Raw genomic sequence first — 15,138 nt, 5'->3', positions numbered from 1 at the left:
TACGGTCGCGGTCATGGATCTTGTAGAAGTCATCCCCGAACGTCTCCACATGCTGCGCTTCCCCATCGGCCAGGCCTATCTCTGGCGGGACGGCGAAGCCCTCACCCTGATCGACGCCGGCCATGCCGGCTCGGCCGACTCCATCGAGGAGGCGATACGTTCCCTCGGCCTGGCGCCCGAGGGACTGGAGCGGATCGTCCTGACGCACTGCCACCGCGACCACGTCGGCGCCGCCGGCGAACTCGCCGCCCGCTGGGGCGCGCAGGTGCTCGCCCACCGGCTGGACGCCCCGGTGGTGCGCGGCGAACATCCCGTCCCCGAGCCGGTGCTGCTGGACTGGGAAGTCCCGCTCTACGCGCACGGGCTGACGGTCCCCGAGGCCCCGCCGACCTGGGTCGACCGGGAGCTGGAGGACGGCGAGGCGCTGGGCTTCGGCGACGGGGCGGTGGTGGTCCACGCCCCGGGTCACACTCCGGGCAGCATCGGCGTGCACCTGCCCGCGCACGGGGTCCTGTTCACGGGCGACTGCGTGGCGGGGGTGGGCCAGGTGATGCTGGGCGTCTTCAACGTCGACCGCGCCCAGGCGGTCGCCTCCTTCCGCCGGCTGGCCGCGCTGGCCCCGTCCGTGGCCTGCTTCGGCCACGGCGACCCGTGGACGCGGGACACCGCGACGGCACTCCGCGAGGCGTCACAGGCCGCCCTGTCCTCCCCCTGACGTCCGCCCGCCGTCGCCCCCGAGGCCGGAGCGACGCGGGCCCGACGCCCCGCCCGAAGCCGGCCCGACGCCCCGCCTGCGGTCCCGCCCGAACCGGAGGAACGCCGGCCCGACGCCCTGCCCGCGCCCCGCCCGAAGCCGGCCCGCGGCGCCTGCCCGCCGCCGCGGCCCGGGGCGCCGGGCCCCGCAGCGCCCGGCCCCCGGTCAGGGGGTGGGCCGGCCCGACTCCAGGTACAGCGGGTGGCCGCGCTCCCGTGCGCGCAGGGCCCAGCGCAGCCGTTCCCTGCGCTGCGGCGGCAACAGCGCGGCGGCCTCCGCCTCCGTGACGAAGCGCCAGGCCCGCAGTTCCGGACCGGGCAGCCGCAGCCGCGCGATCTCCGGCTCCGCCAGCCGCCCGCCGTCGAACAGCAGGCGCAGCCCTCCGTACGCCGGGGAGCGGGGCGGCTCCCAGTCGACCACCAGCAGCCCCGGGGCCCGCTCCAGCGTCAGGCCCAGCTCCTCCGCGACCTCCCGTACGCCCGCGCGGGCCGGCGCCTCGCCCGCCTCGACCACCCCGCCCGGGAACTCCCAGCCCGGCTTGTACGTCGGATCCACCAGGAGCACCCGGTCCTGGTCGTCGAAGAGCAGCACCCCCGCCGCCACCGTCTCCCGCGTCGGCTCCGGGGTCTGCACGATGTCGCAGACCGGCGCCGTGCCGGTGCGCACGGCGTCGGCGATGCGCTGCGCCGTCTCGCGCACCGTCAGCCGGCCGTTGTCGACGAGGTGGGCGTCGGCGGTGAGCCACCCCAGTGCCTGCCGGTACGCCGGGATGTGGTCGTACGCCCACTGGCGGACCCGTACGTCCACCTCCTCCGGCGCCCCCGGCTCCTGCCGGGTCGCGATGCGCTCACGCAGGATCGTTTCCTCAGGGGCGAGCAGCACGTGCCGCACCGGGATCCGGCGCGCCGCGAGAGCGCCGAAGATCTCGTCGCGGTACTCCTGCCGCAGCAGGGTCATCGGCACGACCAGCACCCCGCCCAGCTCCGCCAGCATCGCCGCCGCCGTGTCCACGACGAGCCGCCGCCAGCTCGGCAGGTCCTGGTAGTCGTCGACCTCCGCGAGGCGTTTGGCCGGCAGGAGCCGGCGCAGCGCGTCGCCGATGAGCTCCGGGTCGTACAGGCTGCTGTCCGGAAGGAGTCCGGCCAGTTCGCGGGCCGTGCTGGTCTTCCCGGCACCGAAAGTGCCGTTGATCCAGACAATCACGTCTATCCCTCTCCCTATGGCTCGCCTCCGAAGCCCCCCGGTGGCTTGCCCGCCCCACCCTGCCACGGAAACCCGCCCGCCGGCCGAGTGCTTATGCTCAAGGCCGGGGCCGAGATCACAGCCGAGCTCGGAGCCCTTCCGCCCCGCCCGCCACCTCCGGAGGTTTCCCCGCCGTGCCGCAGACCCGCCGCCCGTCCGAGCCCCCCTACGGCAACCGGCCGACCATGAAGGACGTGGCGGCCCGGGCGGGGGTCGGCCTGAAGACGGTCTCGCGGGTCGTCAACGGCGAGCCGGGGGTGACCCCCGACACCGAACGGCGCGTGCAGGAGGCCATCGAGGCGCTCGGTTTCCGCCGCAACGACAGCGCGCGGGTGCTCCGCAAGGGCCGGACCGCCACCGTGGGCCTGGTCCTGGAGGACCTGGCCGACCCCTTCTACGGTCCGCTCAACCGGGCCGTGGAGGAGGTCGCCCGCGACCACGGCGCCCTGCTCATCAACGGCTCCAGTGCCGAGGACCCCGACCGGGAGCGGGAGTTGGCGCTCGCGCTGTGCGCCCGCCGGGTGGACGGGCTGATCGTCATCCCGGCCGGCGACGACCACCGCTACCTGGAGCCGGAGATCCGGGCGGGAGTGGCCACCGTGTTCGTGGACCGCCCGGCGGGCGGGATCGAGGCGGACGTCGTCCTGTCGGACAGCTTCGGCGGGGCGCGGGACGGGGTGGCGCACCTGATCGCCGGCGGGCACCGGCGGATCGGTTTCATCGGCGACCACCCCCGCATCCACACCGCCACGGAGCGCCTGCGCGGGTACCGCGAGGCGATGGGGCGGGCGGGCCTGCCGGTGGCGGACGCCTGGGTCTCCCTCGGCTCCACCGCTCCGGAACGGGTGGCGGCGGCGGCCCGGGCGATGCTGGCGGGCCCGGAGCCGGTCACCGCGGTCTTCGCGGCCAACAACCGGGTCACCGTCACCGTCGTACGGGTGCTCGCGGCGCTGCCCCGGCCGGTGGCGCTGGTCGGCTTCGACGACTTCGAGCTGGCCGACCTGCTGCGCCCGGGCGTCACGGTGGTCGCGCAGGACGCGGCGGCCCTGGGACGGGTGGCCACGGACCGCCTCTTCCAGCGCCTGGCCGGCGCCGCCCTCCCCCCGTCCCGCATCGAGCTCCCCACCCGCCTCGTCCCCCGCGGCTCCGGCGAACTCCCGCCGGTCAGCGGATGAGCGACCGCAGCACGGGCACGGCCCCGCCGGCCGCCGTCAACCCGGCCAGCACCGCCAGCGCGGGCGGCACCCCGCCGAGGTAGCCCAGCCCGGCGGCGACGAAGCCGGCGAACAGAGCGCCGAGCAGCACGACGGCGGCGTGCAGGGTCAGCAGGGGCGGATCGGCGTCCGGGGGTGTGGTCATGCCCCGATTCCAGCGCGCCGCGCATCGGGGGCCGGTCTCCGCCGGACGAACCCGGAACCGGCACCGGACACGGCTGTGTTCGGCACTGTCCGGGATTGTCCGGCGGACCCGTCCGTACCCTCATAGCCTGGCCCGTAATGAAAAGCGTGCCTACGTTCAAGGAAGAACTCGCCTCGCTCGCGGCCGACTTGCGGCAGCTGCGGATCGAGCGCGGCAAGCCTTCGTACCGTGACCTCGCTGCGCGCGCGGCGAGGTCCGCGACCGGGATCCGTCTGCCGGTGGCCACCCAGAGCGAGGCGTTCCGGGGCGAACGGCTGCTGGGTCTGGACCGGCTGATGGGCCTGGTCCGCATCCTTTACGCATACGACGCGTTCGGAGCGGAGCGGCCCGTGCCGCCCCACAACTCCCCTGAGCTGGAGCCCTGGCGGCGCCGCTGGCGGGAACTGGCCGCCCTGGAGCCGGCCCGGCGCTCCCCGGCAGCCGCACCCCCCGTTCCCGGCGGCGGGACCGGCTTCGCCGTGGCCCACGTACTCAGCAGGTGGGTGGACAACAACTACTGCGCGGCTTTCTCCCCCGACGGCCGGATCCTCGCCGTATCCGGTGTGAGAGAGGACAACGAAGGAGTGGTGCACCTGTGGGACCCGGTCCGCGGAGCCTCGCTCGGCACGCTCAAGGGAGAGGTCGCCGCCCTTTCGCTGGCGTTCTCCCCGAGCAGCGGGGTGCTGGCCGTCGGAGACATGCACGGCACGGTGCACCTGTGGGACACCGCCACCCTCGAGCCGGCGGGGCCGCCCCTGCTCGGCCACGACGGCTCCGTCGACGCCGTCGCCTTCACTCCGGACGGCCGGATACTGGCCGCGGCCGACGATGTCAATGTCATCATCCGCTGGGACGTGGCCACCGGAGAACCGGTCGGCCGGCCACTGACCGGGCACAGCGGTGAGATCAAGGCCTTGTCCTGCCTCACCGACGGCCGGGTCCGGGCCGCGTTCCGCGACGGGCAGGCGCTGTCGCTCTGGGAATTCAGGGCCGGTTCGAGTGTCGGTACGCACCTCACCGAGAACCCTCGTCTCCCTCTCGGAGCCGCGTTCTCCGCCAACGGAGCCCTGCTGGCCACGATCGGCCACGAGGAGACGTCGCTGTGGGACACCGCCACCCACGCCCTCGTGCGCAGTCTTCCCGCGACCGGCGAAGGGGGTAGCGAGGTGGTCTTCTCCGCGGACGGCCGACGGCTGGCCACCGTGGACAGCGGTGGCACCGTACGCCTGTGGGACCCTTCGACCGGTGATCTCCTGGGCAGGCCGCTGACCACGCACAAGGGCCCGTTCAGCTCGGCGGCGCTGTCCCCCGACGGCCGTATGCTCGCCGTCTGCGGCGAGAGCAACAGCCTGGTCGTCTACCACGACACGCCGCACACGGAACACACGCCGCCGCCCGGACCGCTGTCCACACGGGCCCTCGGCGCGGCTTTGCGCCAGCGTCAGGCCGTGGCCCTGCCTCCCCTCGCGGCGGACAGTGGAGTCGCCCTGCGCCGGCTCGCCTTCTCGCCGGACGGCGGCCGTCTTCTCGTCCGTACGGAGGACCGACGGGTACTCACCTGGGATCCGGCGGCACGCGTCCAGCTACCCGGCTCCCTGCCCACGCCCGGCAGTAGGGCTCCCTGGGGGCTGGACTTCCCGGCCGACGGTGGACCGGCCGTGATGTGGACGCCGGGGCTGCCTCTCGTCCGCCCCGTGTCCCTGGTGCGGCACGTGGCGTTCTGCGGCACTGCAGGGCCAGTGGCCGTGATCGGTATGGAGGGACCGGTGTCGGTCCTGAACGCAGCCGCCGCGCACGTTCCAGACGGGCTCTCCGACGTGTACGCCCTCGCCGCCACCCCTGAGTGGCAGCTGCTGGCAGGCGCGACGGGCGAGCGGGTGGTTCTGTGGGATCCGGCTGCCCTTGGAGGAAGCGGCCTGGAGCTGGACGGCCACCTGAGTAGCGTCAGCACCCTGGCCTTCTCACCCGACGGGCACCGGCTGGCCACCGGGGACTCCGACGGGGACGTCGTGCTGTGGGACGTCCGCGCCCCCGCCGCCCCCGCCCACCGCCTCTCCGGGCACGCCGGTCCTGTCCACGACCTGGCCTTCTCCCCGCGGGGAGACCGGCTGGCCAGCGCGAGCGGAGACGGGACCGTGCGGCTCTGGGACACCGCCACGGGCGAGGCCGCCGGCAGCCTGCCGCTGACCGGCCACACCGGCGCCGTCCGGGGTGTCGCCTTCTCCCCCGACGCGAGCCTGCTGGCTTCCGCCGGGGACGACGGCACGCTCCGCTGCTGGCTGCTGCCGGGCATGCCGACGGCCCGGCTGTGGTGATTCCGGGCCGGGCCGTGCGGGGACGTGCGGGTCAGGCGGTCGCCGTCAGGGTCGCGGAGCGGCGCGGGATGGCGAAGGCGTCCAGTTCGGCGCGGGTCAGGCCGGTGAGGGCGGTGACCTCGTCGGCGCCGACGGCGCCGCAGTCGAGGCCGCGGACCAGGTAGCCGGCCAGGGCCTTGGCGGTGGCCGGCTCGTCCATGACGTCGCCCTCGATCTTCGCGACGTACGCCTTCAGGCGCGCGGCCGCGGCTTCGAGGCCCTCGCGGTAGAAGGTGAAGACGGCCGCGTAGCGGGTCGGCAGGTGCGCCGGGTGCATGTCCCAGCCCTGGTAGTAGGCGCGGGCCAGCGCGCGGCGGGTGAGGCCGTAGTGCAGCCTCCAGCCCTCGTGGACCTTCTCGGTGGTGCCGATGGGCAGCACGTTCGTCGAGCCGTCGGAGACGCGTACGCCGGTGCCGGCGGCCGCGACCTGCATGATCGCCTTCGCGTGGTCGGCGGCGGGGTGGTCGCTGGCCTGGTAGGCGGCGGAGACGCCGACGCAGGCGCTGTAGTCGAAGGTGCCGTAGTGCAGGCCGGTGGCGCGGCCCTTGGAGGCCTCGATCATGCGGGCCACGGTGGCGGTGCCGTCGGAGGCGAGGATGGACTGGCTGGTCTCGATCTGGATCTCGAAGCCGATCCGGCCCGCGCGCAGGCCGCGGGTGGTCTCGAAGGCCTCCAGCAGCTTGACGAAAGCGCTGACCTGCTCGGCGTAGGTGACCTTGGGCAGGGTGAGGACGAGGCCCTCCGGCAGGCCGCCGTGCTCCAGCAGGCCGGAAAGGAAGATGTCGGTGGTGCGGATGCCGCGGTCGCGGACGTTGGACTCCATGCACTTCATGCGGATGCCCATGTACGGGGCGTTGGTGCCGTTGGAGAAGGCCTCCGAGACGAGGCGGGCGGCGCGGGCCGCGGCCTGGTCCTCCTCCTCGTCGGAGCGGACGCCGAAGCCGTCCTCGAAGTCGACGCGCAGGTCCTCGACGGGCTCGGTGGCGAGCTTGGCGCGGACGCGGTCGTAGACGGGTACCGCGAGCTCGTCGGAGATGCCGAGCACCTTGGCGAAGGTGGCGGCGTCCGGGGCGTGCTCGTCGAGGGCCGCGAGGGCCTGGTCGCCCCAGGAGCGGATGGTGTCGGCGGCGAACACGTCACCGGGGACGTAGACGGTGTGGATGGGCTGGCGGGTGCCGGGGTCGCCCGGGTAGTGGCGCGCGAGTTCCGCGTCCACCGGCGCCAGGGAGGCGCTGATGCCCTCGCTGACCGCGCCTGCGAGGCTCGTCGCCACCTTCTCCTGCTGACCCATCGTGCACTCTCCTCTTTTCCGCTTCACGGAAGCTTAGATCCGCATAGCAGAACTTAGCCACGGGGTTCCGCTCAGTCAATGGTCCCTCCGGCGCCTGGGACAAACGACTCGGGGCCGTGCGGTGACAATCACCACACGGCCCCGTAGGCCACAGATGCGCAGGTCAGTGACCAGCGTCGGGCTTTCAGCCCTTGCGCGCCTTGATCTCGCCCGTCAGCTGGGGGACGACCTCGAAGAGGTCGCCGACCACGCCGTAGTCGACCAGGTCGAAGATCGGGGCCTCGGCGTCCTTGTTGATGGCCACGATGGTCTTCGACGTCTGCATGCCGGCGCGGTGCTGGATCGCGCCCGAGATGCCGGAGGCGATGTACAGCTGCGGGGAGACCGACTTGCCGGTCTGGCCGACCTGGTTCGAGTGCGGGTACCAGCCGGCGTCGACGGCGGCGCGCGAGGCGCCGACCGCCGCACCGAGGGAGTCCGCGAGGTCCTCGATGAGGTGGAAGTTCTCCGCGCCGTTGACGCCGCGGCCGCCGGAGACGACGATCGCGGCCTCGGTCAGCTCCGGGCGGCCGGTGGACTCGCGCGGGGTGCGGGAGACGACCTTGGTACCGGTGGCCAGGGCGCCGAAGGTGACGGCGAGCGCCTCGACGGCGCCGGCGGCCGGGGCGGCCTCGACCGGGGCCGAGTTCGGCTTCACGGTGATGACCGGGGTGCCCTTGGAGACGCGGGACTTGGTGGTGAACGACGCGGCGAAGGCGGACTGCGTCGCGACCGGGCCCTCGTCACCGGCCTCCAGGTCGATGGCGTCGGTGATGATGCCGGAGCCGATGCGCACGGCGAGGCGCGCGGCGATCTCCTTGCCCTCGGCGGAGGAGGGGACGAGCACGGCGGCCGGGGACACGGCCTTGTACGCGGCCTCCAGCGCGTCCACCTTCGGGACGACGAGGTAGTCGGCGAACTCGGGGGCGTCGGCGGTGAGGACCTTGACGGCACCGTGCTCGGCGAGCACGGCGGCGGTGGCCTCGGCACCGGCGCCCAGGGCGACGGCGACGGGCTCGCCGACGCGGCGGGCCAGCGTCAGCAGCTCGAGGGTGGGCTTGCGGACGGCACCGTCCACGTGGTCGACGTAGACGAGAACTTCAGCCATGGGACTGCTCTCCTGCTATTGCGAAGTGTCTGGGGGCTTGAGAGGGGTGACCGAAGTTCTTAGATGAACTTCTGGCCGGCCAGGAACTCGGCCAGCTGCTTGCCGCCCTCGCCCTCGTCCTTGACGATCGTGCCGGCGGTGCGGGCCGGACGCTGCGCCGCGGAGTCGACCACGGTGTAGGCGCCCTCGAGGCCGACCTCTTCGGCCTCCAGGTCCAGGTCGGACAGGTCCCAGGACTCCACCGGCTTCTTCTTGGCGGCCATGATGCCCTTGAAGGACGGGTAGCGGGCCTCGCCCGACTGGTCCGTCACCGAGACGAGCGCGGGGAGGGAGGCCTCCAGCTGCTCGCTCGCGGAGTCGCCGTCGCGGCGGCCCGTGACGGTGCCGTCCTCGACCTTGACCTCGGAGAGCAGGGTGACCTGCGGGACGCCCAGGCGCTCGGCCAGGATCGCCGGGAGGACACCCATGGTGCCGTCGGTCGAGGCCATGCCGGTGATGACCAGGTCGTAGCCGGCCTTCTCGATGGCCTTGGCCAGGACCAGCGAGGTACCGATGACGTCGGTGCCGTGCAGGTCGTCGTCCTCGACGTGGATGGCCTTGTCGGCACCCATGGACAGCGCCTTGCGCAGCGCGTCCTTGGCGTCCTCGGGGCCCACCGTCAGGACGGTGATCTCCGCCTCGTCCGCCTCGTCGGCGATCTGCAGCGCCTGCTCGACGGCGTACTCGTCGAGCTCCGACAGCAGACCGTCCACGTCGTCGCGGTCGACGGTCAGGTCATCGGCGAAGTGCCGGTCACCGGTGGCGTCGGGCACGTACTTCACACAGACAACGATCCTCAGGCTCACGCCGGCTCTCCTACCGCATCGTCTTTTTCTGATACCGCCTTGTGCAGGCAGCATAGGCGCCTTGTGGGGCGGATCCCGGTCGGGGCGGCCCGCGCTCCGAAGGGAATGTTACTCGTCAGTACACATTGGGTCTTCCCCGGTTGCAAGGCCGCCGAACTGTGATCTGTCCAACGCCACCCGAACCCGCCCCAGCAGGGACGATTCAGTCCCGCAACGCGTTGAAGCGCCCCTGGTGGTACAGCAGGGGCCGACCCTCACCCGCCGGGTCCCCCGCCACCACCTCCGCGATGACCACCCGGTGCGCTCCGGCCGGCACCCGCGCCACCACCCGGCACACCGTCCACGCCAGCACCCCGTCCAGCAGCGGCACGCCGTGCGGGCCCGGCGCCCAGCGGGTGTCCGGCCCGAAGCGGTCGGCGCCGCTGCGCGCGAAGAGGCCGGCCAGCTCCCGCTGGTGCTCGCCGAGTATGTGGACCCCGAGGTACTCGCTGTCGCGTACGGCGGGCCAGCTGGAGGCACCGGTGCCGATGGTGAACGAGAGCAGCGGCGGCTCCGCGGAGACGGAGTTGAGGGAGGTCGCGGTGAACCCGGCGGGCCGGCCCCCGCTCTCCGCGGTGATCACCGCGACGCCCGCGGCGTGCCGCCGGAAGACCGAGCGGAGCAGCTCCGGCGAGCCGGGCTGGGCGGCGGGGCGGTCGCCGTCGAAGGGGTCGAAGGAGCCGAGGGACGCGGGCGGGGCCGTCGGGGCCGTCATGGGAGTGCTTCCTTCTGCCGCGGGGGTCGCGGGCGCGGTCGGGGGTCTGGGGCCGGGAGCGTTCAGTGGTCCCGACAGCGCGCGCTCGCGTGGCGGACGAGGTCCACGTGGACCCGCCCGTAAAGCAGGAGTTCATACCGCATGCGGTCAGCCTGGCGATCTCACGCGTACACAGTCAAGCCGCAGCAGGCAAGTGTCAGGCGCGTCACGCTCCGTGCGGGCGCACGTACCGGCGCATCCGTCACAGCGCGGCCCCCAGTGCGGCGATCACGTCGGCCTTGCGGGGCATCCCGGCGGCGCGCCGGACGATGCGCCCGCGGGCGTCCAGGACGAGCACGGTCGGGGTCTTCTCGATGCCGAGGGCGCGCACGAGTGCGAGGTTGCGCTCGGCGTCGATCTCGATGTGCGCCACCCCGTCCACCAGGCCGGCGACTTCGGCGAGGATCCTGCGGGTGGCCCGGCAGGGCTGGCAGAAGGCGCTGGAGAACTGGACCAGGCTGGCCCGCTCCCCCGGCGCCCGGCCCAGCTCGGCGGCGCCGAGGGGCCCTTGACCGCCCGCCTGCCCGCCCGACCGGCCGCCCGGCAGCCCGCCCGCCCCCGGCGCCCCTTCTCCGTGCCCGCCCACGCCCGCTCCCGTCCGCCCGCCCGCCTGTACGTACTGCGAGCGCCCGTCCGGCGCGCGGCATTCCCCGCGTGACGAGAATCTCCCCCGGCGCGGGCGTCTGGGCTGGCCAGCGGGCCGCGTTTGGGGCACGATCCCCAATGGCCGCGTACCTACGCTGCCGTAACTTCCGGCCGGGATTACCTCCCCAGGCAGAAAGCGGGGTCTTCCCACGATGGGTGAGCTCGTCTACCCCCCGGTGATCGGCGCCGCGCACACCCTCTTCCGTGCGCTGGACATCCGGATCGACATGAAGGGCACCGAGAACATCCCGCGCAAGGGCGGGGCGGTCCTGGTGTCGAACCACATCGGTTACCTCGACTTCATCTTCGCCGGCCTGACCGCGCGGCCGCAGAAGCGCCTGGTCCGCTTCATGGCCAAGGAGTCGGTGTTCCGGCACAAGGTCTCGGGCCCGCTGATGCGCGCGATGAAGCACATCCCGGTGGACCGCACGCAGGGCGAGACCGCCTACCAGCACGCCCTGGACTCGCTGCGCTCCGGCGAGATCATCGGGGTGTTCCCGGAGGCGACGATCTCCCAGTCCTTCACCCTCAAGAGCTTCAAGTCGGGTGCGGCGCGCATGGCCCAGGAGGCCGGGGTCCCGCTGATCCCGGTGGCCCTGTGGGGCACGCAGCGGCTGTGGACCAAGGGCCGCCCGAAGAACCTCAAGCGCAGCCACATCCCGGTGACCATGCGGGTCGGCGAGCCCCTGGAGGCTCCGGCCGACCAGTACGCGGGCGCGATCACCCGCCGCCTGCGCGAGCGCGTGCAGGAGCTGCTGGACGCGGCGCAGAGCGCCTACCCGGCCACGCCGCAGGGCCCCGGGGACTCCTGGTGGCTCCCGGCCCACCTGGGCGGCACCGCGCCGACGGCAGCCCAGGTCAAGGAGCGCGAAGCGGGCTGATCCCGCCCGAGGACGGCGCGTTCCCGCCGCCCGCCCCGCACCCCTGCGGCGTAACGTCGTGTCCGTTCGGCAGGTCACTCAGGGGGAGGGTTCGCCGATGGGCGGGTTCGGGCGGTACCTGGCCGCGGCGCTCGCCGCGCGCTTCGCGTCCGAGGGCATGGGCATGGCGGTGGTGCTGCTGGCGCTCGAGCGCACCGGCAGCGCCGCGCACGGGGCGTTCGTCCTGACCGCCTGGCTGGCGCCGCACGTGCTGGCCGCGCCGCTGGCGGGTGCCGCAGCGGCCCGGGCCCGGCGGCCCCGGCTGTTCTACGCGGGCGCCCTGGCGGGGTTCACGGCCGCGGTGGCGGCGCTGTCCCTGCTGCTGGGCCGGGCTCCGGTGCCGGTGGTGCTCGCGGTGGCGGTGCTCGGCGGGAGCTGCGGGCCGGTGGTGACGGGCGGGCTCTCCAGCCTGGTCGCGGGGCTGTTGCCGGCGGGCCCCGCACGGGACCGGGCCTACGGCTGGGACGCCTCCACCTACAACGCGGCGTCGGTTACGGCTCCGGCGGCTGTCGGCCTGGTGGGGGCGGCGGCCTCGGCGGGCCCGGCGATGGCCGTGCTGGCGGTTTCGGCGGCGCTGGCGGCGCTGCTGGCCGCGTCCCTCCCGTACGAGGACCAGGGCGCGGGCCGCTCCCCGGACGGGCCCCGCGCCGGGCTGGGCGCGGGGCTGGCCGCCCTGTGGCGGGTCCGGGAGCTGCGGGCCATCACCTCGGCGACGACCCTGGCGTTCGTCGGAATCGGGTCGCTGACCACCACCTCGGTGCTGCTCGCGGCCGGCCTGGACCGTCCGGGCGCGGGCGGCGTGCTGATGACGGCCTTCGCGGTGGGTGCGCTGGCCGGGTCCCTGACGCTGGGCCGGATGACCGGCGTGGCGCCGGGCCGGCTGGCCCGCTGGGGCATGGCGGGGACCGGGGCCGCTCTCGGGGTGGCGGCGTTCACGCCGTCCGTGGCGCTGACGGCGGTGGCGTTCGCGGTGGCGGGGGTGTGCGACGGGCCGCTGCTGACGGCGACGCTGCGGATCCGCTCGGAGCACGCCCCGGCGGGGGTCCGGGCCCAGGTCTTCACGCTGGGGGCGGGGCTGAAGGTGACGGCGGCCTCGGCCGGCGCGGCCCTGGTGGGGCTGGCCGCCGCCGCGCCGCCGTGGACGCTGCTGCTCGGGATCGCCGTGCTGCAGCTGGCGGCGGGCGCGCTGCACGCGCTGGTGTCGGCAGGTGCGGGCGTACCGCCGGAGGGGGCTACAGAGCGGTCGGCAGGTTCCGCCACAGCTCCGGCCGGTCCGCGGAGTCCCGCAGGGCCTTGAGCACGGCGGGGTGCGGGGCGGCGTACAGCTCGGGGTAGTCGATCTCGCCGAGTTCGGGGCGGACGGGGAAGGCGAGCCGCTCCCGGTCGAGGCTGAACTGCGCGTCCACGCCCGGCTTGTTGCCGCGCGGGTCGATCCGGGCCCAGGTCTCGGAGCCGGGCAGCCGGACGGCGACGAGCCCGTGGACGAGGAGGCCGGTCCCGTCGTCGTCGCCGAGGAGCTGGTAGCACAGGGCCGCCGGGATGCCCTGGGCGCGCAGCAGGGCGACGAGCGCGTGGGACTTGGCGTGGCAGATGCCGTTGCGGGTGCCGAGTACGTCGGAGGCGCGCCAGGAGACCCGCGTGTCGCCGGAGTCCGCCGAGTGCGGGATGGCGTCCCGGACGAATTCGAAGGCGGCTTTGGCGTATGAGTATGCATCGCCGGTGGCGGACCAGAGGGCGTCGGCGGTTTCCTGCACCAGCGGATGCCAGTGGTCTACCGCCTCATCCGAGGCCAAGTATGCGTGTATGTCAGGGTTCTGTTGGAGGAGCTGCATGGGCGGGAGCATAGGCATGCCTCCGACCGTAGATCAATAGATTTACGGTCACAGGCATATCTATTCACTTCTGTGCGGGGCCGCGCTAGCGCGCCAGCTCCTCCTTGAGGGCCTGGAGGAAGCCGTCCACGTCCTCCTCCTGGGTGTCGTAGCCGCACATCCAGCGGACGTGGCCGGCGGCCTCGTCCCAGAAGTAGAAGCGGTAGCGCTGCTGGAGCCGGCGCGACACCTCGTGCGGCAGCTTCGCGAAGACGGCGTTGGCCTGCACCGGGTAGAGGATCTCCACCCCGTCCGTCTCGCGCACGCCCGCCGCGAGCCGCTGCGCCATCGCGTTGGCCTGGCGGGCGTTGCGCAGCCACAGGTCCTTGGCCAGCAGGGCCTCCAGCTGCACCGACACGAAGCGCATCTTGGAGGCGAGCTGCATCGACATCTTGCGGACGTGCTTCATCTGCCGGACCGCGTCCGGGTTCACCACGACCACGGCCTCGCCGAACATCATGCCGTTCTTGGTGCCGCCGTAGGACAGCACGTCGACGCCCGCCGCGTTGGTGAAGGTCCGCATCGGCACGTCGAGCGAGGCCGCGGCGTTGGCTATCCGGGCACCGTCGAGGTGCACCTTCATGCCGAGGCCGTGGGCATGCTCGCAGATGGCCCTGATCTCGTCCGGCGTGTAGACCGTGCCCAGCTCGGTGTTCTGGGTGATCGAGACGACCTGGGGCATCGCCCGGTGCTCGTCGTCGAAGCCCCAGGCCTCCTGGTCGATCAGCTCGGGGGTGAGCTTGCCGTCCGGGGTGGGGACGGCGAGCAGCTTGATGCCCGCCATCCGCTCCGGGGCGCCGCCCTCGTCCACGTTGATGTGGGCGGACTTGGCGCAGATCACGGCGCCCCAGCGGTCGGTCATCGCCTGGAGGGCGGTGACGTTCGCGCCGGTGCCGTTGAAGACCGGGAAGGCCTGCGCGTACGGGCCGAAGTGGCTGCGGATGACCTTCTGCAGGTGTTCGGTGTACTCGTCCTCGCCGTAGGCGACCTGGTGGCCGCCGTTGGCCAGCGCGACGGCCTCCAGGATCTCCGGATGCACCCCCGCGTAGTTGTCGCTCGCGAAGCCGCGGACCGCCGGATCGTGGTGGCGGCGGGCATCGGTCTTCACGGTTGCGGAGTGAGCCACAGACGCTGTCCGTTCACTTCGGAGGCGGGCCGCTCCCAGACGCCGGCGATGGCCTCGGCCAGCTCCTTGACGTCGGTGAAGCCCGCGAACTTTGCTTGGGGGCGCTCGGCGCGCATCGCGTCGTGCACCAGTGCCTTGATCACCACGATCGCGGCGGCGGTGGTCGGCTCGCCCTCGCCCCCCGCCTTGCGGAAGGAGTCCGCCATGGCCAGGGTCCAGGCCTCGGCGGCCGCCTTGCCCGCGTTGTACGCGGCGTTGTTGGCGACCGGCTTGTGCGCGCCGGACTGGCTGATCAGCACGTAGCGTCCGCGGTCGCTGCGCAGCAGCGCGTCGTGGAAGGCGAGCGAGGTGTGCTGGACGGTGCGGATCAGGAGCTTCTCCAGGAAGCCCCAGTCCGCGAGGTCCACGTCGGTGAAGGTCTTGCTGCCGCGCCAGCCGCCGACCAGGTGGACGAGCCCGTCGACCCGGCCGAACTCCTTCTCGGTGCGCTCGGCCCAGGCCTTGGTGGCCTCCAGGTCGAGCAGGTCGACCGTGTCGCCGGTGACGGTGGCGCCGCCGTGGGCGTACCGGGCCGCGTCGACGGCCTCGGCCAGGCGCGCCGCGTCGGCGTCGGAGGCCACGACGGTGGCGCCCGCCTCGGCGAGGCGCATCAGCGCGGCGCGGCCGGCGGGGCCGCCGGCCCCGGCCACCGCGACCACCGCTCCGTGGAGCTTTCCGTTGCCGTTCATCTGTGCAGCCTCCTGTGCGCGGTC

At 73.5% G+C, this 15,138-nt stretch carries 15 protein-coding genes; 5 read left to right on the top strand and 10 right to left on the bottom strand.

Features of this window, described 5'->3' with window-relative positions; translation table 11 throughout:
* The first annotated feature begins 13 nt into the window (after nucleotides 1-13).
* Nucleotides 14-715 (top strand): MBL fold metallo-hydrolase, encoded by a 702-nt coding sequence (locus ACZ501_RS15980; protein ID WP_361607157.1) that lies wholly within the window; start codon nucleotides 14-16, stop codon nucleotides 713-715.
* 204 nt (nucleotides 716-919) lie between these two features.
* Here the strand turns inward: ACZ501_RS15980 and ACZ501_RS15975 are convergent, their stop codons facing one another.
* Nucleotides 920-1,957: an NUDIX hydrolase gene (locus ACZ501_RS15975; RefSeq protein WP_468795864.1), complete on the bottom strand. Its 1,038-nt coding sequence runs from the start codon at nucleotides 1,955-1,957 to the stop codon at nucleotides 920-922.
* Between the two features lie 224 nt (nucleotides 1,958-2,181).
* On the opposite strand from ACZ501_RS15975, the gene ACZ501_RS15970 reads away from it, so the two are divergent.
* Entirely contained in the window at nucleotides 2,182-3,171 is a 990-nt protein-coding gene (locus ACZ501_RS15970; protein ID WP_361607166.1) for a LacI family DNA-binding transcriptional regulator, read from the top strand.
* Here ACZ501_RS15970 and ACZ501_RS15965 read toward each other — a convergent pair.
* Nucleotides 3,161-3,355, bottom strand: coding sequence for a hypothetical protein (locus ACZ501_RS15965; RefSeq protein ID WP_361607154.1), 195 nt, complete (start codon nucleotides 3,353-3,355; stop codon nucleotides 3,161-3,163). The two genes, ACZ501_RS15970 and ACZ501_RS15965, sit on opposite strands and share 11 nt — an antisense overlap.
* A 146-nt stretch (nucleotides 3,356-3,501) precedes the next feature.
* Here ACZ501_RS15965 and ACZ501_RS15960 point away from each other — a divergent pair, with 146 nt between their 5' ends.
* On the top strand, nucleotides 3,502-5,709 hold the full coding sequence (locus ACZ501_RS15960) for a WD40 repeat domain-containing protein (protein WP_468795862.1): 2,208 nt from the start codon (nucleotides 3,502-3,504) through the stop codon (nucleotides 5,707-5,709).
* A 31-nt stretch (nucleotides 5,710-5,740) separates the two neighbouring features.
* On the opposite strand, the gene ACZ501_RS15955 is transcribed toward ACZ501_RS15960, so the two are convergent.
* From ACZ501_RS15955 to ACZ501_RS15935, 5 genes are all read right to left on the bottom strand, one after another.
* Nucleotides 5,741-7,039 (bottom strand): DUF6986 family protein, encoded by a 1,299-nt coding sequence (locus tag ACZ501_RS15955; RefSeq protein WP_362461811.1) that lies wholly within the window; start codon nucleotides 7,037-7,039, stop codon nucleotides 5,741-5,743.
* A 184-nt stretch (nucleotides 7,040-7,223) separates the two neighbouring features.
* A complete protein-coding gene (locus ACZ501_RS15950) occupies nucleotides 7,224-8,186 on the bottom strand; it encodes an electron transfer flavoprotein subunit alpha/FixB family protein (RefSeq protein ID WP_361607145.1) in 963 nt (320 codons plus the stop codon).
* A 59-nt stretch (nucleotides 8,187-8,245) separates the two neighbouring features.
* Nucleotides 8,246-9,031: an electron transfer flavoprotein subunit beta/FixA family protein gene (locus ACZ501_RS15945; protein ID WP_361607142.1), complete on the bottom strand. Its 786-nt coding sequence runs from the start codon at nucleotides 9,029-9,031 to the stop codon at nucleotides 8,246-8,248.
* 202 nt (nucleotides 9,032-9,233) lie between these two features.
* Complete coding sequence (locus ACZ501_RS15940) at nucleotides 9,234-9,785, bottom strand: flavin reductase family protein (RefSeq protein ID WP_361607139.1); 552 nt, start codon at nucleotides 9,783-9,785, stop codon at nucleotides 9,234-9,236.
* A gap of 241 nt (nucleotides 9,786-10,026) precedes the next feature.
* A complete protein-coding gene (locus ACZ501_RS15935) occupies nucleotides 10,027-10,371 on the bottom strand; it encodes a TlpA family protein disulfide reductase (RefSeq protein ID WP_361607163.1) in 345 nt (114 codons plus the stop codon).
* A 250-nt stretch (nucleotides 10,372-10,621) separates the two neighbouring features.
* On the opposite strand from ACZ501_RS15935, the gene ACZ501_RS15930 reads away from it, so the two are divergent.
* Both ACZ501_RS15930 and ACZ501_RS15925 read left to right on the top strand, forming a co-directional pair.
* Nucleotides 10,622-11,350: a lysophospholipid acyltransferase family protein gene (locus tag ACZ501_RS15930; protein WP_361607136.1), complete on the top strand. Its 729-nt coding sequence runs from the start codon at nucleotides 10,622-10,624 to the stop codon at nucleotides 11,348-11,350.
* Between the two features lie 97 nt (nucleotides 11,351-11,447).
* Nucleotides 11,448-12,686, top strand: coding sequence for an MFS transporter (locus ACZ501_RS15925; protein ID WP_468795859.1), 1,239 nt, complete (start codon nucleotides 11,448-11,450; stop codon nucleotides 12,684-12,686).
* Here ACZ501_RS15925 and ACZ501_RS15920 read toward each other — a convergent pair.
* From ACZ501_RS15920 to ACZ501_RS15910, 3 genes are all read right to left on the bottom strand, one after another.
* Nucleotides 12,622-13,221 carry a transglutaminase-like domain-containing protein gene (locus tag ACZ501_RS15920; RefSeq protein WP_361604634.1) on the bottom strand — a complete coding sequence of 200 codons (600 nt, stop codon included), beginning with the start codon at nucleotides 13,219-13,221 and terminating at the stop codon, nucleotides 12,622-12,624. The genes ACZ501_RS15925 and ACZ501_RS15920 overlap by 65 nt on opposite strands.
* Nucleotides 13,222-13,306: 85 nt before the next feature.
* Nucleotides 13,307-14,368: a threonine aldolase family protein gene (locus ACZ501_RS15915; protein WP_362461798.1), complete on the bottom strand. Its 1,062-nt coding sequence runs from the start codon at nucleotides 14,366-14,368 to the stop codon at nucleotides 13,307-13,309.
* Entirely contained in the window at nucleotides 14,365-15,114 is a 750-nt protein-coding gene (locus tag ACZ501_RS15910) for an SDR family oxidoreductase (protein WP_361604628.1), read from the bottom strand. Before ACZ501_RS15910 ends, ACZ501_RS15915 begins: the two co-directional genes overlap by 4 nt.
* Nucleotides 15,115-15,138 lie beyond the last annotated feature (24 nt).

The organism is Streptomyces sp. NPDC034085 (assembly GCF_055575555.1).
The sequence above is the reverse complement of the archived record's forward strand: the minus strand, read 5'-3'. Positions and strand labels throughout refer to the sequence as shown.